Origin of the sequence: Rhizobium sp. Root708 (genome assembly GCF_001429725.1) — a bacterium.
GTDB lineage: Bacteria > Pseudomonadota > Alphaproteobacteria > Rhizobiales > Rhizobiaceae > Rhizobium.
Genome location: NZ_LMHV01000044.1, coordinates 26,466 through 44,464 on the forward strand (window position 1 = coordinate 26,466; position 17,999 = coordinate 44,464).

The window sequence follows — 17,999 nt, forward strand, 5'->3', positions numbered from 1 at the left end:
TCATTTGATGCCTCCAGCCGCTTGAACGGCACGCACGATCGCCCGTTTCATGAGATCGATCTTGAAATCATTGTCGCCGCGCCCGACCGCACCACGCGAGGCGGCGTCCGCGGCCGACCTCACGCAATCTTCTTCCAGCTGCAGGCCTCGCAGCCGGTCTTCAACCAACGGCAAACGCCAAGGTCTTGTCGCAACGCCACCGACCGCCACCCGCGCTTGGCGGATCAGCCCACCATCGACATCGAGAGCGACGGCCGCCGAAACAACCGCGAATTCAAACGACGCCCGGTCACGGACCTTGATATAGGACGAGGAGAGGCCTTCCATCGCCGGTGGGACAATGATGGCATCGATCAGCTCGCCAGGCATAAGAGTGGCTTCGATATGCGGCGTGGTGCCGGGGAGTTGATAGAAATCTTGAAGGCTGGCATGCCGCGCTGTACTGGGCCCCTTGATCGAGACCGTCGCGCCAAGCGCGACCAGCGCCACTGCAAGATCGGATGCATGGGTGGCAATGCAATGCTCGCTCGTTCCAAGCAATGCATGCCAACGGTTGGCACCGCCAATGGCGGCGCATCCGGAGCCAGGCGCCCTTTTGTTGCAGGCGTGGCAGCCCGTGTCACGGAAGTAAGGACAACGTGTTCGCTGCAAGAGGTTTCCCGCTATGGTCGCCTGATTGCGGACCTGGGGACTTGCTGAATTCAAGAGCGCATCGACGATCAACGGATAGCGTTCCTGAACAAGCGCATGCGAGGACAGTTCGGCCATGGTTGCGCCAGCCCCGACAGAAAGGCCGGTCGCGTCCAGCTTGATCGTCTTGTCGAGGACGTTCCCCAGCGAGACAATGGTCTTAGGCTGGACAACGTCTTCTCTCAACAGTTGGATCATGTCGGTGCCGCCGCCGATGAACATCCGGTCGCTATCGGTGCGTCCGGCCACCGCACCCGACCTGATCGCCTCATCGAGTGTGGCGACACGCAAAAGGTCGAACGATCTCATCGCTCGCCCTCGTCCATTTGAGCGACATCGCGTATGGCCGCCACAATATTGTCATAGGCACCGCAGCGACACAGGTTGCCACTCATCCAGGCCCGCACTTCCTGCGCCGAACCGGCATGTCCTTCGCGAAGGCAGGCAAGGCCCGACATGATCTGCCCGCTGGTGCAATACCCGCACTGAAACGCGTCCCTGTCGATAAACGCCTGCTGCAGCGGGTGTAGCTTTTCGCCGTCAGCTAGGCCTTCGATGGTCGTGATCTGCCGGCCCCCGACGAGGGCGGCAAGCAGAAGACAAGCTTTAAAGCGGCTTCCATCCATCAGAACGGTACATGCGCCGCACTGCCCTAGCCCGCAGCCCTTCTTCGTTCCGGTCAGGAGGAGCCGTTCCCTCAAGGCATCGAGCAATGTCGTTTGGCTGTCGACCGACACGCGGCATTGGCGCCCATTGACGTTAAGATCGATCGACACTTCTTTTTCTGCAGCGATGTGACGGACTGCTTCGGTCGCGGCGCAGAACGCACTGAGGTCCTTACCTTGCGTTCCATCTCCGCCCTTTGTCTGATCGCTCATTTCAACTCCTGCTAGGCCACCGAATATCCACCATCGACCATCAATTCCTGACCAGTAATGCCACTTGCTGCATCCGAGGCGAGAAACGAAACGGCGTCCGCCACTTCTTGCGGCTTGATCAGGCGCCCAAGGGGAATGTCGTCGAGCCATTGTTTCATCACAGCTGGACGCTGCCGCCCGACCTCCGACAGAAGCACCGTATCCGTGTATCCGGGGGCGACAGCGTTGACGCGGACATTCTCTGACGACCACTCGACGGCTGTATTGCGACATAGCAGTGCGACAGCTGCCTTGGTCGCATCATATCCGACATGAAGTTCCGGTCTCACCCTGACACGACTGCATATGGAAGAGATGGCGATGATCGAGCCGCCACCGGATTTTATCATTGCGCGACCGGCTGCGCGGATGCAAAAGAATGCCCCATCGAGGTTGACCGCCATGACGCGCCGCCAGTTTTCGTCGCTATGGTCGATCGTCGATTGTTCGTAGGACACCCCCGCTGCGGCAACTGCAACGTCCAGCTTGCCGAACCTCTCGAGAACCGACTCGATCGCGTGGTCAACGGAACGGCTTGTCGCAACGTCGAGTTCGAGCGTGGTTACGCTGGCGTCGGACCCAAGTTTGCCAGCTGTGGCTGTCAGCAGACCCGCATCCTTGTCGCCCAACACGACAGTTGCACCGAGTTCGATGAAGCTCTCGGCCACCGCAGCGCCAATGCCGCCGGCGCCGCCAGCAATAAACGCGACCTTGCCGTCCAGGCGGAGTCTTTGCGACAGTGGCATAGGTATCTCCTTGCGACCGAGTCTAGCCTTATTTGACGGCGCCAGCCGTCAGGCCCTTGACGATGTACTTTTCCAGAAAAATACCAACCAGAATGAGAGGCAGGATGGCGGCGAAGGAAAGGGCCGCCATCGTCCACCAGGAGACACCCTGCGAGCTGGTTTGACTGGCCACCATCACAGGCAAGGTGGTCGCGTTTGTGCTGGTAAGCAAGGCCGCGAAGAAATACTCGTTCCAACACAAGACCGTCGAGAGAATGAACGCAGCCACCGCCCCTGGCATGGCGAGAGGAACGACAATACGCAGAAAGGCTCCCCATACCGTGCAACCGTCGACCAGGGCTGCTTGCTCGAGCTCGCTTGGCAGCATGCTGAACTGATCCTGCATGATCCAGATGACAATCGGCAGGACCGAAAGCGTATAGATGACAATCAGGCCTGTGCGCGTATCGAGCATGTTAAGCCCCTGATACAACACGAGTATCGGCAGGGCGAGCACGACGGGCGGCAAGATCATCTGCGACAGAAAGAAAAATGAGATATCGCTGTTTCCCATCACGCCGAACCTGTAGCGAAAGCGCGACAGCCCGTAGGCAGCCGGCGCGCCGAGCAGGACGGCAAGTGCTGCCGCGGTCAGCGATATGACAACGCTGTTTTCGAACCGCAGGAGGAACTCGTCGCGGACGGTGGATGTCATGCCGATCTTGTCGGGAGACAATCCGAGCGTACGCCATCCAATCCAATCGGGCGTGAAATCAAGCCAGGGAACCAAATGCCCGCGCAGAACGTCAGGCGCTCTCTTGAAGGCTGTCGTGAACGTCCAATAGATAGGGAAAAGGCAAAGAAATGCCCATGAACATAGCAGGCTGTAGATCAAAACGCTGCTGTACACCCGCCGTATGTTGCCGATCATTTGCTGCCCTCTTTCCAATGCGAAAACCGACGTAACAACGATAACACGATCGACAGAAAGACCACGATGATGACGAGGTAGACCATGGCCAGCATCGTCCCATAGCCGACGTTTGACCGATCTCGATACTCGCGAAAAATAAAGCTCGACACCGTGTCGGTTGCACCTCCGGGGCCGCCATAGGTCGTGTTGATGACGATATCGGCAAGCTTCAGCTGGAAAATTACTCGCACGATCAAGGCCGTGATCGAGACTGGCAGCATCAGTGGAAAGGTGATGTGCCAGAAGGACTCCCAGGGACCGGCGCCGTCGACCTTGGCCGCCTCTTGAACCTCCTTCGAGATCGCCTGCAAGCCGGCCAGCAGCAGAATAACGGTAAAGGGGATCCACACCCATGCATCCAACATCGCGACACTCAGGCGGGCGATCATCGGCGACGTGAAGAAGCTTGGGTTTTCCCAGCCAAGTGCGCGCATCACAGCTGTCAGCGGTCCGGAGCGAAAATCCATGATGGATTTACCGATCATCCAGCTGACTGCGACGGGACTGAGCATGAACGGCAGCAGGAAGGCGACGCGAAAAAATTTCCGGCCGCGGATCTCGAGGTTGAGGAGCAGAGCAAGCCCAAAGGCGATCGCATATTGGACAAAGACTGTCGCAACATAGAAAACCATGTTTGCCAGGGCATTCCAGAAATATGCGTCGCCGAGCATCTGGTAGAAGTTTGCCAGTCCGTTGAACCGAGGCCCGGTAACTCCAGACAGGTTCCAATCCGTGACCGCGACTAAGACCCCAAAGATCGTCGGGAAAATCACGACAGCGACCGTAAACAGAACGGCGGGAAGGATGAAGAGCGCGCGCTGACCTGCGTCCCCTCGCGCGACGACCTGGTTCACGCCCATGGCAATCGCCCACAGAATATAAGCATAAAGCACGGGGCGCCAAGTTTCGAACCCAGACGAAGTAGCGCCTGCTTTGTAGAGAATTTGCCCAATCAGTGTTGCCACCAGGACGGCCGATGCAGCTGCAACCAACAGCTGTCCAGCCCGTTTTCTCTCCAGTCTTTTCGCCGCCGTTCCTATCAAAAGGTTGTCCTCGATATAAGTCTTTGCCACAGTGTCGATCTACCCTTTGAACGGCGCCGACCCCGATTGGTCGGCGCCGGCGTGTTTATTGAACACCGAGCGACGACTTGTAGAAGGCTATCTGCTGCTCTCGCCCCAGTTGATCGGTGATCTTTTCCCAAGCTGCCGCAATTGCATCTGCACCGGCTTGTGCGGTGACTTGCCCGGAATAGACTTTCGCAAGCTCGTCTTCGGCAATGCTGTAATACTGGTAAATTCCTGGCAGTCGTGGCTCGATCGCTGCGTTCGGGTGATTGTAGGAATTTGAAAGCGAATTGAGGTAGGCGGTGATGAAATCTTCGTCGTAACCCGCGGACACCCATTCCTTGATGTTGAATTGGCTGTTGCGGTAGGGTTGAAGCCCCGATGGATAGGCACCGGTCCACAAAGAAAGGTCTTTGCCGCCCAAGTGGGCGACCGCTGACCACGCCGCTTTGTGCTTCAGTGTATCGCCGTCAACGCGTGCCATGACATAGAGGCCATAACCAATAAACGCCATGTTGGGTGCATGGTTAGGACCGGAGGACAGAACGTCCCATTGGCCCGTCTTGGCGTTGAACACGTCATTCGACCCTGGAAGGATGGAAAAGCCTGTCGTATCGCCGACAACCGAGTTGTCATTTGTCTTGACGTTCGAGCCGATGTCACCCCACCATGCCAGCATCGAACCCGTGCCGCCCATGAACTGGGTAAAGCCGGTGCCGAGCGGGTCCATGCCAAGTTGATCAGCTGGTTCGTATGGCAGGGCATCCACGACGTCCTGGATCGCTCTCACCCAGGCTGGATTATTGATCCTGGGCTTCATCGTATCGATGTCGAACAGCCATGCTTTGTCTTCGGGATGTTTTGCATAAGCCGACGCGCGTGAGGCCAAGTAGTAGAATCCGAAACCGCCCCATGGCTTGCAAGCATCGAGATAGCCGTAAGCATCCATCCCGGCGACTTTCTTGCCTTTGAGGTATTTGGTCGCCGCTTGCACCTGCTGCCATGTCTGGGGTACGCCCCATTCGGTCAGTCCGGCTTTGTCACCGAATTGTGCCCAAGCCGTCGCCAGATCGGCGTCGGCAAACACGTCGGTGCGGTAGTTGAAGTTGTGACAGTCACCGTCGGTCGAGACACGATAGGTCTTGCCGTTCCAGGTGCCGACAGGGGCCTTCAGGTAATTAACATAGTCATCCATGTCGACCTGCTTTCTGACCCAGTCTGGCACCTCCGACATCAGTCCATGACTGCACGTGTCGCCCTCGAAAGCAGCGCCCATTTCTATGATATCGAAATCAATCGACTTCAGTGCAATCGACTGCTGCAAGCGCGCATTGAAGTCAGGGACGCTGAGATCGATCCAGGTGATTCTTGCGCCAGTGTAAGCTTCCCAGGGTTTGAGCAGGCCACGCGACAGAACGTTATGAACGTTGCTGGCATTTGTTCCCAGGAACGTGAGTTCTACGCCTTTGAACTCACCTGGATTGACGCTGTCTTTGGTAGGTCCGAGGCACAATTCGCCAACCTTCTGCCATTCCGCATCGCCCGGCGAACCGCTTCCAACCCCCGGGATCTTCAAAATTTCGGCGCGTAGATCGCTTTGTGCAAACGCCGGCGCATAGCGGCTCGTGGCACTCAAGAGGGCGGCGGCGCCGGTCAATTTGAACAGGTTTCGCCTGCTCAGGCTGCAGAGATGCTTATACGCGTCAATTTTCATTGAATTTCCTCCCTTGAATGAAGTTTACACCAGCTTTCAAGCGCACACGCTGTCTGTCGCCGATTTGACGCTTTCGCGCTGGCATTCGCGCAAGCGGCCATACCGCCTGATCCTTATCCCGGTCACACGTTTGCGATGGTCGAGTTTTTGCTGCTAGACCAAGCGCCTGAACTTTTCCGCATCGTTGAACGACAATGCTCCAGGCGACCTATCCTCTTGGAGATAAAGGTAGCTTCCGGTTTGTACACGTGTCAACACAAGGCCAGCCCACGAGATTTGCTGGTGTTATCACCCAACCACCGAGACGTATGGACTTAGCAGAAAGTGCTTTCAAACACGTGGCCCCTCTGGCAACGCGAGCCGCGATCGCCATGCAGTTGGGCCCGCATTCTCGCATTGGATGACGTCGTATATCCTAGCGCTTCTCCCGGCTCTGCCATCAGGCAGAAAGCATCCTGCGCACCCGAGATCGGCAGTAGCATGCTTCAGCTGCCGATCGTCGCGACAAGCTTAGGGCTTTCGACGGGATCGGCAGACGGCCGGCCAGTGCTCACCGCGCTTCCCGGAAAGGGCCACTGGTTGATCTTCGCCGAAGCCGACTTGTCGCAAGCAGCAGGGCGAGACACCCTCCGGCTCAAGCTCTCTTTCCCATGCGGTAGCGACGCTTTGAGCATGGTTCGCTGCACGCCTCCAGTAGCCAAGGTCAAAGGATCGGCGGCACCTTCTCATAGCAGCTCGACGATGGCTCATCCTCGCTGCTTGGAACTTGTGCTTTTCGGTGCGCAGTACGATCGTGGATGGAATCGCGCAGACTGACATTACTGGTTTCGGGCACCCATTGGACGAGCAGTAGGTTGATGAAGGCGACGATCGTCACGTACCAACCCGGGGCCATCGGTGTTCCCATCGCACCGACGAGCCATGCGCCAACCAACGGTGCTGTACCACCGAAGATGGCAACAGTCAGTTGGTAGGCAATCGCATGGCCTGTTGCCCGAAAAGCAGTGGGGAACAATTCTGCCGCGGCAACGAAACAGGCGCTTCCGTAAAGCCCGATCCCAGCTGCCAGAATGATTTGTCCGAGAAGGGCTTCGAAAAAGCTACCGCTGGCCGAAAATGCCACTGCTTGGTACGCGACGATCGCAAGCCACAATGCACCAACTGAAAGGATCGTCCTGCGGCCGAACCGATCGCTAAGTGCGCCTCCAACCGGGATAAACGCGGCATAGACAGCGAGTGCGGCAGCGTTTGATACCAGCGCTGCCGTTGATCCTAGGCCCCCTTCCTTCATCAGGAATGTGTACATGTATCCAAGCAACAGGTACGACGCGACAGACTGCAGCGGCAACAGCAGCGCGACGAACAACATGGATTTCAGACCCGGGCGACTGAAGGCCCGCAGCGGTCGATGCTCATCGGCATCTCTCACAGCCTGTTTGAACTCGAGCGGATCGTCGAGGTTGCGTCGCAGCCAAAATCCAACGACACCAATCAGCCCACCGAGCAGGAACGGCAGCCGCCAGGCCCAGTCGACGTAAGTGTCCTTGCCGACGAGCAGTTGCAGGCCTAGAAGCATGAGCGCGACGACAGCGTTGGGGATGTTGGCGAAAAAGTAGATGATGCCGACCCAGAAGCCGCGCCGGCTTTCCGGGGCCGATTCCAGGATGAAGCTCGTACTTCCCGTTGTTTCTCCTCCCATCGCGATCCCTTGCGCAAGCCGGCATCCAACCAGCAGCACCGGCGCCCAGAGCCCGATTGTTTGAAATGTCGGCAACAGCCCGATGATTGCTGTTCCCCCGGCCATCAGCCAGATCGTCACGGCAAGCACCTTGACGCGTCCCACACGATCGAGAAGGTATCCAAACATTAGACCGCCCACGGGTCGGGCAAAGAACGCCACCGCGTAGACAGCGAAGGTGTTCAGCAGCGCCGCCGAGGGCGTGTCTGCGGGAAAAAAATGGGTGGCTATAAACGGGATGGAAAAGCCGAATACGGCAAAGTCGTAGAGTTCTCCGAAGTTTCCGATCGAGGCGGCGCCTAATGTTCTTTTCATGAATTCCTGCCGATGTCTTTCGTGTCGACGAACTTGTGCGCCGCCTTGAGCGCTATAGTGCTTTCGCGAACTCGGGCAGCACCTCGAAGAGATCGCCGACGAGGCCGTAATCGGCGACTTGGAAGATCGGCGCTTCCTCGTCCTTGTTGACGGCGACGATGACCTTCGAATCCTTCATGCCGGCGAGATGCTGGATCGCACCCGAGATGCCGCAGGCGATGTAGAGATCGGGCGCGACCACCTTACCGGTTTGGCCGACCTGCCAGTCGTTCGGCGCGTAGCCGGCATCGACGGCAGCGCGCGAGGCGCCGACGGCAGCGCCGAGCTTGTCGGCAAGGGGCAGGATGACTTCCTGGAACTTCTCGGCGGAACCGAGCGCACGGCCGCCGGAGATGATGATCTTGGCAGAGGTCAGTTCCGGACGGTCGGAGGCCACGGATGTTTCGGAGACATATGTCGACAAGTCGGAAAACAATGCCGCCGATGCGATATGTTCGATCACGGACGGTTGGTCAGACGTGCTCGCACCCGAAAATGCAGCCGTTCGGACGGTGATGACCCTCTTGGCATCGGTTGCTTGAACGGTCTGGATGGCGTTGCCGGCATAGATCGGGCGCTTGAAGGTGTCGGCCGAGACGACTTCGATGATCTCGGAGACCTGGGCGACGTCGAGCAGGGCTGCGACGCGCGGCAGGACGTTCTTGCCGGTCGACGTGGCGGCGGCGATGATCGTGTCGTAGCTGCCTGCCAGCGAAACGATCAGGTTGGTGAGTGGCTCAGCCAGATTGTGGGCGAGCGCGTCGCTTTCGGCAATAAGGACTCGGCCAACACCAGACAGGCGGGCAGCGGCATCGGCCGCAGCCTTGGCGCCCTTGCCTGCGACCAGCACGTGAACGTCGCTTCCCTGATCCTCGGCAATCTTGGAAGCGGCCGTCAGTGCCTTGCCGGTCTGGTCGGAAAGGGTTGCGTTGTCGTGGTCAGCCAGAAGAAGAATGGCCATGGTGGTAAATCCTTTCTCGAACCTTAGAGGACGCCAGCGGTCTTGAGCTTTTCGACAAGCTCGGCGACCGAAGCGACCTTGACGCCAGCCTTGCGGCCGGACGGCTCTTCGGTCTTCAGCACCTTGAGGCGTGGCTTGGTGGAGACGCCGAAATCAGCAGGAACTTTCTTGTCGAGCGGCTTCTTTTTTGCCTTCATGATATTCGGCAGCGAGGCATAGCGCGGCTCGTTGAGGCGAAGGTCGGTGGTGACCACGGCAGGCAACTTGACGTCGATCGTCTGCAGGCCACCATCGACTTCGCGGGTTACGGTAGCCTTGCCCCCAGGGCCAGTACCTTCGATCTCGATCTTCGAGGCGAATGTTGCCTGTGCTATGCCGAGGAGGGCAGCCAGCATCTGGCCGGTCTGGTTGCTATCGTCATCTATCGCCTGCTTGCCGACGATGATGAGGCCGGGCTTTTCGGCCTCAGTGACGCCCTTCAGAATCTTGGCGACGGTGAGCGGCTCGATGGTATCGTCGGTCTCGACAAGGATGGCGCGGTCGGCGCCCATGGCGAGCGCGGTGCGCAGCGTTTCCTCGGCCTTGGCCGGACCGATCGAGACGACGACCACTTCCTCGGCCTTGCCGGCTTCCTTCAGCCGCAACGCTTCTTCCACCGAGATCTCGTCGAACGGGTTCATCGACATCTTGACGTTGGCGAGCTCAACACCCGTACTGTCAGGCTTGACGCGGATCTTCACGTTGTAATCAACCACCCGCTTTACTGGGACGAGAATTTTCATGAGGTCCTTTCCTAAGGTCGTTATGCGGTCGATGACGATGCTACCTGAGGTTCGACGGTTCACAGATCAGACGCATTAGCTTGGTTGCGTCATCCAGTCCCTCAAGCTCACTCAGCATGTCTGTCACCTTCACAAGTGTGGCTGGGGGTTTCGGATTGGCCGCGAGGCTTGCGCAATGATGAAATTTGCCAACAAGGTCGTCCCAGCCGAGGGGATTGGATGCCGAACCGGGCGTTCCCTCACTGGTCGCGACGACAGTCTCACCATGGTTGAGATCAATCTCGACGCGCGCCTCCGGCATCGCGCCGACCCAATCAAAGGCACTGTCGTCAATTGGTGTAACCTTGTCGGTCATCGCCAGGACGGCGGGGTCGGCCAAGCTCGCCGTGCCAAAGTGTTCAACCTTCACGTCTCCATAGACGGCTGCGACCGCCAGACAAAAGGGTAGGCTGAAGCGCGCGTCCATGGCACCACCAGGACGGCGTCTTTCGTTCAGCGGCTTACACATGCGTTGCTGGAAATCGCCAACAAAAGGGCGGATCGCCACAATATCGCCCGGGTGTATGCGCTTTTCACGAACAACCTGAAGCACCGCGTGAATATAGGTGTTCGCGATACCGCATACAGGCCAAGGCTTATATTGCATGGCGCGGCCATAAAAATCCTCGCCGAGTCCATCCAGGACCTTGCTGCGGTCGTAGTCGTTGCCGAAGTAAACAGGCATGATACCAGCCTGGCCCTCGAAGACTTTCTGCACTCCGGTGATACCGGCGGCCGCGAGCATACCAGCCATCACAGCATTCTTGGCAACAAAACCCGCGTAGAGTTCCCCAAGATCGCTGCCGGTGCCAAACCGCATTTCAAGGGTTCCGGAAGAACCAAGCGTCGCAATCCCAAGCGAATGAGCGATTTTGTCTTCGCCGGACGCCAGCACGTATGAAACGGCAGCGGTTGCCGAAAACACGCCAAGAACAGTCGTTACCAGCCAATCCAATCTCTGATGGAGGCTGCGCCGCAGTCTGAGGAAGATGTCTTGTCCGAGCGCAACGGCGGTGATCAGTTGCTTCCCGGAAACGCCGCCTTTGAATTCGGCGACAGCAAGCACTGCCGGAATAAGGGAACTGCTTGCATGGTTGCCATCAGGTGCCACGTCATCATAGTCAAGGCAGTGGGCCATGGCGCCGTTCGCAAAGGCCGCCATCGCCGGTGGTAAGCGGTCTTCGAATCCAAGTACGCCACAATGCGGTGAACCCCCATGCGCCCTGACAAACTCCATCACGCCCTTGATTGCGGGAATTGTTCCGCTCGCCGCCAGGCTTACGCCGAGAAGATCGAGTACACTTTTCTTTGCGGCATCAACGGCACCCTGGGGAAGGTCCTCGAAACGGGTCCTGGCGACGTGCCGGGCTAGGTGAAACGAAAGATCCTGATGATCCATATCCTGGTTGTCCTACCTCTGCGACAGGCGAGCTGTCAGCTACAAGCCGCCTGTCTTGACAAGTCGGCCCCTCAACTGCTGTGGGGAACTAATGTCGCCTCTTGTGCCCCCCGACCGTGTAGATCGCCGCAGCGCAAACAACGACAATACCCTCGATCAGCCCCTGGTAATTGGCGCCGAGATTGAGAATGTTGAAGCCGTTGGTCAGGGAGTAAAGCAGCAAGGCGCCGCCGAGGGTCTTTACGACACTGCCGGCGCCTCCGAACAAGGAGGTGCCACCAAGGATGGCAGCCGCAATCACCGTCAGCTCGGCTCCCTGCAAGCCAGTTGGGTTCATGGAGCGAAGGCGTGCGGCAAAAAGTATTCCCGCAAATCCAGCGGCACCACTACAGAAGACAAAGGCGGCGAGCCGATACATGGTGACATTGATACCGGACAGGCGTGCCGCCTCGGGATTGCCGCCGACCGCATAGATTTTTCGCCCGACGGTGGTGAAGCGCAGCACGAACCAGACGATCAGGGTGAAAATGGCGAGGTAGATAACTGGCATCTTAACCGAGATGACGAAGTCAGCCGCCCAGCAGAAACCGACAAGAGCCGCACCCCACAGCAAGAGCCCCGCGCCGCGAGGCGTCAATGACTTTTGCTTGAGAACGTTTTGAACACCGCAGAGCAGCAACACGCCGCCAAGCAGCGCCAATAGGATGCCGACATCCAGACGATTTGACTCGAAGACTTTCAACAGTTCAACCGCTTCAGGCGACTGGACTGTCAAGGACGCTCCGTCCGTGTAGATCAGGACGATGCCTCTGACAGCGGTCAGGGTTCCGAGCGTGACGATGAACGCATTGATGCCAAGGAACTGCACGATAGAGCCATTGACAAAGCCGATGAATACGGCAACGCCCATCGAGAAAAAAACCGCAGGTACCAATCCCAGGGAGTTCGCCGTCCCGACGAAAATCGCCGCCGACAGGGCCCCAACGGAAGCAACGGAGAGGTCGAAGTTCCCGGTGATGAGAACAACGGTCATGGCAATTGCCATGAAAGAAATCAGCGATGCTTGGTAGATCACGTTGGTGACGTTGATGATGCTAAGGTAGTTTGCGCGACCAAGATAGGCAGTCGTGAAGGACAGTATGACGACAAGGAGAAGGAGCGCGTAGAACACGCCCATCTCACGCAAGCCAAAAGTCTGACGCCAGTCGCCACGGGTCTGCTGGATGGCAAGCTTTTGCCCACGATTGGGACCGTCGTCGGCTTGCTTAGTCTGTTTTAAAGTTTCAGCCATGATCTCTCTCGGAATTCGTCGTTGTCAGCTCAGCTGCGTTGAAGCAGTCGATGCTGCTCCAGCCTGTCCACCAGATAGCAGGACCAGCTCGTGTTCGGATGTGTCGTTGACCGCTCGTTCAGCGACAAAGCGCCCATCGCGCATCACCAGTATGCGGTCGCAGACCGTCATCAGTTCCTCGAACTCCGAAGACACGATGATCACAGCCTTCTTTTCAGAGGCGAGCTTGCGTACGAGGGCAAGGATATCCGCCTTTGCGCCAACATCGATACCCGCGGTCGGCTCATCAAGGAGAAAGACCGATACGTCGCTATAGAGCCACTTCGCGATCGTGACCTTCTGGGCATTGCCGCCACTAAGCTCTGTTACCGGAACATCCGGCGATTGCGCCTTGATGGATAGTCTCTGAATAGCGTCACGGGCTCTTTCGTATTCCTTGGCAAAACGTGGTAGCAGGCCTCCCGCGGAGACTCCTTCCAGAGCCGGAAGCGTCGTATTGCGCCAGATTTCGAAGGAGGGTACCAGTCCTTGGCGCATCCGGTCTTCCGGCACGAGCGCAATACCAGCCTTGACTGCAGCGCCAGTCGTTCCGCGCAGCTTCTTGCCTCTCAATACGACATCCCCGGTTGCAGCGGAATCGGCCCCGAAGATGGCATGCAACAACTCACTGCGACCCGAGCCAAGCAAGCCGGCAATTCCCACGACCTCGCCCTCACGCAGATGGAGCGTTGTCGGCGCGAGCTTGCCCGGTGATGAAAGGTTGCGCAATTCGAGCAGTTGCGGAAGCTCTTTGAGCTGATCGAGACTGCGCGCTCGAGTCGAAGATTCCATTGCGGCGAGCCGGCGCCCGACGATTGCCTCAGCAATTTTTGCCTCATCGAGATCGCAGGTCTTCGCGCGCAGGACAGCTTGTCCGTCGCGCAGTACAGTTACCTCGTCAGTCAGAGCGATGATTTCGTCCAGGAAGTGCGAGACAAAGAGGATCGCCTTGTTTTCACCTTTGGTCAGCCTCCGGACGGTGCGGTAGACCAGTTCACGTTCTTCCGTCGCCAAAGACGCCGTTGGCTCATCCATGACGATAAGGTCCGCCCCTGAGCCGAGAGCCTGGAAAATAGCGACCATCTGTCTTGCCCCAATCGGCAGATCAGCGACCAGGACGTCAGGGTCCAGTCGATAGCCAACACGCTCACAGATCATGTCGAAGCTTCGACGATGTTCGCGGGTCTCGCGCCATCGTCCCGGCGATCCCAGGAAGACGTTTTCCAGCACCGAAAGTGTTTCAACGAGTGGAATATGCTGGTGGATAGTTGCAACACCCCGATTGTTCGCGTCTTTCGGGCTCGACCACGTTACCGGCTCGCCCCTCCAAAATATCTGCCCGGCACTTGGTTGGTAAGCTCCGGATATGATCTTGATAAGGGTCGACTTGCCGGCGCCATTTGCCCCTAGAAGCCCGTGAACGCGACCGCTTACAATCTCAAGATCGAGGCCTTGCAGCGCCACAAGACTGCCAAAGGATTTGGTGAGCCTCTCAAGACGCATTAGAATTCTGTTCTCGGTCACAGATTGTGCCCCCGAGCGTCGATCGATGCGATCACGCTCCCATTGACGGGATGGTCGCCGGCCTTGCTCGGACGATCTGCTCCCCATCGTGCTGTGGTCTTGACGTGTTTCAACTTCATAACCGCGCCTCCCAACGCCAGCTCAAACTGTAGTGATATGATAATATCCCGAAAGGTGAGATTACGTCAACAGACTTGACTGCGGTCGTCGCTCGACGGTGTCCGTGGGCCGAGACGGTCGACTGTGCGCGCTTCGCGGGAAAGGAGGAAAGGACGGGCCTCACCGCGCGGTATAACGCAACCCCGACTTGAAAACCCACGGGGATATTGACAATTTCTCGAATAATAAGATTATCTCACATATGCGGTGCTTGGGAAGCAACGCTCGGGAAAGGAGATGCACATCAGGCGTCATCTCTGCGTAAGCCCGGACAGCCGGCAATGCAGCGGCCGGAGGAGACGCTGCTGGTTTGGGAGGAACGAACATGTCATCAATCATCAGAGCAGCTGCGACCGCGAGCACAGCAACGGCGTTGTCGTTTGCGTGCATTCCGGCGCAGGCAAAGGATGTGACGCTTGCTTTTGTCGTCACCAATTTTCAAAACGTTGCAGAGGTCAGCCAAGCGGACGGCTTTAAGAAGGAGGGTGAAAAGCTCGGTGCAAAGGTTCTGCTGATGGACTCCAAGGGCAGTGTCGAAAAGCAGTCCAATGCGATTGACGATGCTATTGCGCAAAAGGTCGACGGTATCGCAGCGATCGTCCTCGACAGTACGGTCGCAAAAAGCTGGGTCGACAAGGCCAATGCCGCAAATATTCCGTTCACGGCCGTTCTGGTGCAAGTCGGCGAGCCGAGCGCGAAGTGGACGGATGTCTATCCGGGACTTGCCTCGCTTGTCGGACGTGACGACTTCCAGACGGGAGAGGAGCTCGCAGGCTTTGCCGCGAAGCAGTTTCCCAAGGACCGTGCGGCGAAAGTCGGGATCGTCGAAGGAATGGCGGGCTACTCGACAGTCGTCAACCTGACGAACGGTTTCAAAGCGGGGCTCGATAAGGCCGGCGCGAAGTATGAGATCGTCTCCTCCCAGCCAACTGACTGGACCCAGGCTAAAGGCCAGGAAGTATGTCAAAATGCGCTGGTGGCCAACCCCGACATCGATGTATTCTACGCTCACGCAGAAACAATGGCGGTCGGCTGTGCCGACGCGATCAGCGATGCCGGTTCAAAGGCCAAGGTCGTGACCGCGGCAGGCGGACTGGCTGCCGGTGTACCTTACGTGAAATCCGGGCAGATCACGGCGTCGGTCTGCGAGCTCTGGCGCGAGTATGGCGCGGCTGGCGCAGACACGCTTTACAAGGCCGCAACGGACCCCAAGACCCCCAAAGCCCAGCTTGTCAGCATTCAGCCCCCGATCTACGGCGCCAGCAATGTCGAGAGCTGCAAACCGCAGTGGTAAGCAGGAGTTATGATCGCCCGGGCCGCAGTGCCCGGGCGAACTTGTCCTCAACGGAGTTTTTGCGCGTGGCGAGCCTCTCGCTCGATAACAAGACCGTACTCGTTACCGGCGCTCTCGGAACGATCGGACAGGCCCTTGTCAGTCGTTACCATGACGTCGGTGCCAAAGTCGTCGCGCTCGACCTCCCGCATGGAGATCCAGCAACGATTGCCGGAAAGGCGCGCTACCTAGGCTGTGACCTTGCCGATCTTGCAGCAACTGAACGGGCCGTCAGAGGGCTTTGCGACGAAGTGGGCGGCATCGATGTGCTCGTCAATAACGCCGCCCACATTACCAACAAGCCATATGAAGACTATTCGGTCGCCGAATATGAGGAAGCACTCAAGATCAACTCCTCTGCTGCCTTTGTTCTGACGCGCATTTGCGCCGAAGGAATGAAGGCCAAACGCCGTGGGAAAATCATCTGCCTGACATCCCTCACCCTCAATGGTCAATGGGAAGGCTTCGTGCCCTACGTCGCTTCGAAGGGTGCGATGTTCGGTCTCGTCAAGTCGTTTGCGCGAGAACTCGGAAAACACGGGATCAACGTCAACGGCATCTCGCCGGGCGCCGTCTTGTCGGACGCGGAGTGGAAGCTGTTCGGGGACCGGCGCGAGGCCTATCACCAGTGGATTCTCGACCACCAATGCCTGAAGCGCCGCATCGAGCCGGATAACATTGCGGACCTCGCAATTTTTCTGTCATCGGCTCAGTCCGACCTGATCACCGGGCAGAACATCAGCTGCGACGGCGGCTGGTGACTTGGACGCCGTCGCAATGAGTACGCCGTCACCTGTCCGCTAGACGGTGGAGCTGTGCTGCAGGACCGTCTTGTGCACCTGATATGCGTCAAGCGACGTTGGTCCACCCTCCCGACCAATACCGCTATCTTTTACGCCGCCAAAGGGGGTATCGGAATCGGGCGTATCGAAATGGTTGATGGAAAGCGTTCCAACCTCCAGGCGACGCTCGATCGTTTCAGCCTCTGTCAGTGAATTTGTGAACGCATAGCCGGCGAGGCCGACATGAACACTGTTGGCGACCGAAAGTGCGGCCTCAAGGTCGGGAACCGAAACGCAAGACGCAATAGGGCTGAATGGCTCTACGGTCATTGCATCCGCATCGAGCGGTGTATCGGCGATCAGTGTGGGTTCGAAGTAAAAGCCACGATTGCCAATTGTCTGTCCACCTGTGACGATGCGAGCGCCGCGCTGCGACGCATCGCTAACGATTGCTTGCGCCGCCTCGAGGCGGCGAGCATTGGCAAGAGGGCCCATCTGAGCGCTCGGATCAAAGCCGTCGCCGACCCGAAGAGCATCAAGTGCACCGCCGAAGGCGTCAACAAAGGGTCGATAGACACGTTCGTGTACGATAAAGCGGGACACGGATGCACAAATCTGTCCAGAGGCGCGCGTCTTGGCCTCGGCCGCCATCACAGCGATCCTTTCAGCATCGACACCGGCGCTGACGATCACGGGCGCGTTCCCCCCTAGTTCCATCAATACAGGCTTCATCGCCCGCGCGGCCAGCTCCGTGAGGTGTTTGCCCACCCCCGTCGACCCGGTAAACGTGACGAGCCTGGAAATCGGCGAGCCAATCAGCGTGGTCGAGATTTCTGAAGGATTTCCGAACACCAGGTTGAGGACCCCAGGAGGAAGGCCCGCCTCCTCGAAGCAGCGGACAAGTTCTACAGCCGTACCTGGCGTTTCATTTGCCGCTTTGACGATGACCGAACATCCAGCGGCGAGTGCCGCGGATGTCTTCCGCGCGAAGGCACTCATCGGAACGTTCCACGGGGTGATTGCGATCACTGGTCCGATCGGTTGGCGCAGGATACGCTTTTGCAGGGCTGCATCGCCTGGCACGACCCATCCATAACTTCTCAGCCCCTGTCCGGCTTCCCAGTCGTAGAACCGGCAGCTGCGGGTGATCTCTCCCTCAGCCGCGGCAAGCGTCTTTCCGTGTTCAAGAGTGAGAATCTTGGCAATGTCGCTCACCCGCTGCCGGATCAGTGACGTCGCCTTGCTGATAATTTCGGCGCGCTTGAGAGGGGCAGTATCGCGCCAGATGCTGAAACCCGCATCGGCACACTGAAGGGCCGATTCCAGGTCGGATAGGCTGGCTTTCGGAACCTGTCCGATAACATTGCCAGTGCTCGGGTTGAGGACATCGCCCCACTTCTCGCGGTCAAAGATCCATTTCCCGCCGATGTAAAGACCGATCCTCGGATAAAGGCTCTGCTCGACAGCTTCGGAGGGCCGTGTGGTAATCTCTCTCATGACATGCTCCTTTGC

The 17,999-nt window shown here is 58.1% G+C and carries 16 protein-coding genes; 2 read left to right on the forward strand and 14 right to left on the reverse strand.

All coding sequences use genetic code 11. The features are described from left to right. The 13 genes from ASE04_RS28355 to ASE04_RS31995 form a co-directional block, all read right to left on the reverse strand. Complete coding sequence (locus ASE04_RS28355; RefSeq protein WP_056825923.1) at positions 1–999, reverse strand: FAD binding domain-containing protein; 999 nt, start codon at positions 997–999, stop codon at positions 1–3. Continuing rightward, entirely contained in the window at positions 996–1,568 is a 573-nt protein-coding gene (locus ASE04_RS28360) for a (2Fe-2S)-binding protein (protein ID WP_082597528.1), read from the reverse strand. Before ASE04_RS28360 ends, ASE04_RS28355 begins: the two co-directional genes overlap by 4 nt. An 11-nt stretch (positions 1,569–1,579) precedes the next feature. Further along, a complete protein-coding gene (locus ASE04_RS28365; protein WP_056825924.1) occupies positions 1,580–2,353 on the reverse strand; it encodes an SDR family NAD(P)-dependent oxidoreductase in 774 nt (257 codons plus the stop codon). Positions 2,354–2,381: 28 nt separating this feature from the next. Further along, positions 2,382–3,263: a carbohydrate ABC transporter permease gene (locus ASE04_RS28370; protein WP_056825926.1), complete on the reverse strand. Its 882-nt coding sequence runs from the start codon at positions 3,261–3,263 to the stop codon at positions 2,382–2,384. After that, positions 3,260–4,363, reverse strand: a complete 1,104-nt coding sequence (locus ASE04_RS28375; RefSeq protein ID WP_244490520.1) for a carbohydrate ABC transporter permease — start codon at positions 4,361–4,363, stop codon at positions 3,260–3,262. The genes ASE04_RS28370 and ASE04_RS28375 overlap by 4 nt, the downstream gene beginning before the upstream one ends. 70 nt (positions 4,364–4,433) lie before the next feature. Continuing rightward, positions 4,434–6,086 carry an ABC transporter substrate-binding protein gene (locus ASE04_RS28380; RefSeq protein ID WP_056825928.1) on the reverse strand — a complete coding sequence of 551 codons (1,653 nt, stop codon included), beginning with the start codon at positions 6,084–6,086 and terminating at the stop codon, positions 4,434–4,436. A 703-nt stretch (positions 6,087–6,789) separates the two neighbouring features. Beyond that, complete coding sequence (locus tag ASE04_RS28385; RefSeq protein ID WP_056825929.1) at positions 6,790–8,139, reverse strand: MFS transporter; 1,350 nt, start codon at positions 8,137–8,139, stop codon at positions 6,790–6,792. A 52-nt stretch (positions 8,140–8,191) separates the two neighbouring features. Continuing rightward, positions 8,192–9,139 carry an electron transfer flavoprotein subunit alpha/FixB family protein gene (locus tag ASE04_RS28390; RefSeq protein ID WP_056825932.1) on the reverse strand — a complete coding sequence of 316 codons (948 nt, stop codon included), beginning with the start codon at positions 9,137–9,139 and terminating at the stop codon, positions 8,192–8,194. A 23-nt stretch (positions 9,140–9,162) separates the two neighbouring features. Beyond that, the gene (locus ASE04_RS28395) at positions 9,163–9,921 is read right to left on the reverse strand and encodes an electron transfer flavoprotein subunit beta/FixA family protein (protein ID WP_056825934.1); all 759 of its coding nucleotides are present in this window, start codon (positions 9,919–9,921) and stop codon (positions 9,163–9,165) included. 40 nt (positions 9,922–9,961) lie between these two features. Continuing rightward, a complete protein-coding gene (locus tag ASE04_RS28400) occupies positions 9,962–11,359 on the reverse strand; it encodes an MmgE/PrpD family protein (protein ID WP_056825937.1) in 1,398 nt (465 codons plus the stop codon). 88 nt (positions 11,360–11,447) lie between these two features. Continuing rightward, entirely contained in the window at positions 11,448–12,650 is a 1,203-nt protein-coding gene (locus ASE04_RS28405; RefSeq protein WP_244490508.1) for an ABC transporter permease, read from the reverse strand. A gap of 24 nt (positions 12,651–12,674) precedes the next feature. After that, positions 12,675–14,192, reverse strand: coding sequence for a sugar ABC transporter ATP-binding protein (locus ASE04_RS28410; RefSeq protein ID WP_056825940.1), 1,518 nt, complete (start codon positions 14,190–14,192; stop codon positions 12,675–12,677). A 17-nt stretch (positions 14,193–14,209) separates the two neighbouring features. Further along, complete coding sequence (locus ASE04_RS31995; protein WP_274533915.1) at positions 14,210–14,332, reverse strand: hypothetical protein; 123 nt, start codon at positions 14,330–14,332, stop codon at positions 14,210–14,212. A 365-nt stretch (positions 14,333–14,697) separates the two neighbouring features. Between ASE04_RS31995 and ASE04_RS28415 the strand changes: the two genes are divergently transcribed. Together ASE04_RS28415 and ASE04_RS28420 are read left to right on the forward strand one after the other, a co-directional pair. Then, positions 14,698–15,666 (forward strand): sugar ABC transporter substrate-binding protein, encoded by a 969-nt coding sequence (locus tag ASE04_RS28415; protein WP_056825942.1) that lies wholly within the window; start codon positions 14,698–14,700, stop codon positions 15,664–15,666. A 65-nt stretch (positions 15,667–15,731) separates the two neighbouring features. Next, complete coding sequence (locus tag ASE04_RS28420; RefSeq protein WP_056825945.1) at positions 15,732–16,466, forward strand: SDR family oxidoreductase; 735 nt, start codon at positions 15,732–15,734, stop codon at positions 16,464–16,466. Between the two features lie 39 nt (positions 16,467–16,505). On the opposite strand, the gene ASE04_RS28425 is transcribed toward ASE04_RS28420, so the two are convergent. Further along, positions 16,506–17,984, reverse strand: a complete 1,479-nt coding sequence (locus ASE04_RS28425; protein WP_056825946.1) for an NAD-dependent succinate-semialdehyde dehydrogenase — start codon at positions 17,982–17,984, stop codon at positions 16,506–16,508. Positions 17,985–17,999 lie beyond the last annotated feature (15 nt).

What these genes read in the sequence shown, in the direction of transcription:
- ASE04_RS28410 (WP_056825940.1), bottom strand. Translation starts at nt 14,192, where the DNA reads ATGCGTCTTGAGAGGCTCACCAAATCCTTTGGCAGTCTTGTGGCGCTG.
- ASE04_RS28385 (WP_056825929.1), bottom strand. Translation starts at nt 8,139, where the DNA reads ATGAAAAGAACATTAGGCGCCGCCTCGATCGGAAACTTCGGAGAACTC.
- ASE04_RS28400 (WP_056825937.1), bottom strand. Translation starts at nt 11,359, where the DNA reads ATGGATCATCAGGATCTTTCGTTTCACCTAGCCCGGCACGTCGCCAGG.
- ASE04_RS28355 (WP_056825923.1), bottom strand. Translation starts at nt 999, where the DNA reads ATGAGATCGTTCGACCTTTTGCGTGTCGCCACACTCGATGAGGCGATC.
- ASE04_RS28415 (WP_056825942.1), top strand. Translation starts at nt 14,698, where the DNA reads ATGTCATCAATCATCAGAGCAGCTGCGACCGCGAGCACAGCAACGGCG.
- ASE04_RS28390 (WP_056825932.1), bottom strand. Translation starts at nt 9,139, where the DNA reads ATGGCCATTCTTCTTCTGGCTGACCACGACAACGCAACCCTTTCCGAC.
- ASE04_RS28405 (WP_244490508.1), bottom strand. Translation starts at nt 12,650, where the DNA reads ATGGCTGAAACTTTAAAACAGACTAAGCAAGCCGACGACGGTCCCAAT.
- ASE04_RS31995 (WP_274533915.1), bottom strand. Translation starts at nt 14,332, where the DNA reads ATGAAGTTGAAACACGTCAAGACCACAGCACGATGGGGAGCAGATCGT.
- ASE04_RS28365 (WP_056825924.1), bottom strand. Translation starts at nt 2,353, where the DNA reads ATGCCACTGTCGCAAAGACTCCGCCTGGACGGCAAGGTCGCGTTTATT.
- ASE04_RS28370 (WP_056825926.1), bottom strand. Translation starts at nt 3,263, where the DNA reads ATGATCGGCAACATACGGCGGGTGTACAGCAGCGTTTTGATCTACAGC.
- ASE04_RS28360 (WP_082597528.1), bottom strand. Translation starts at nt 1,568, where the DNA reads ATGAGCGATCAGACAAAGGGCGGAGATGGAACGCAAGGTAAGGACCTC.
- ASE04_RS28425 (WP_056825946.1), bottom strand. Translation starts at nt 17,984, where the DNA reads ATGAGAGAGATTACCACACGGCCCTCCGAAGCTGTCGAGCAGAGCCTT.
- ASE04_RS28380 (WP_056825928.1), bottom strand. Translation starts at nt 6,086, where the DNA reads ATGAAAATTGACGCGTATAAGCATCTCTGCAGCCTGAGCAGGCGAAAC.
- ASE04_RS28395 (WP_056825934.1), bottom strand. Translation starts at nt 9,921, where the DNA reads ATGAAAATTCTCGTCCCAGTAAAGCGGGTGGTTGATTACAACGTGAAG.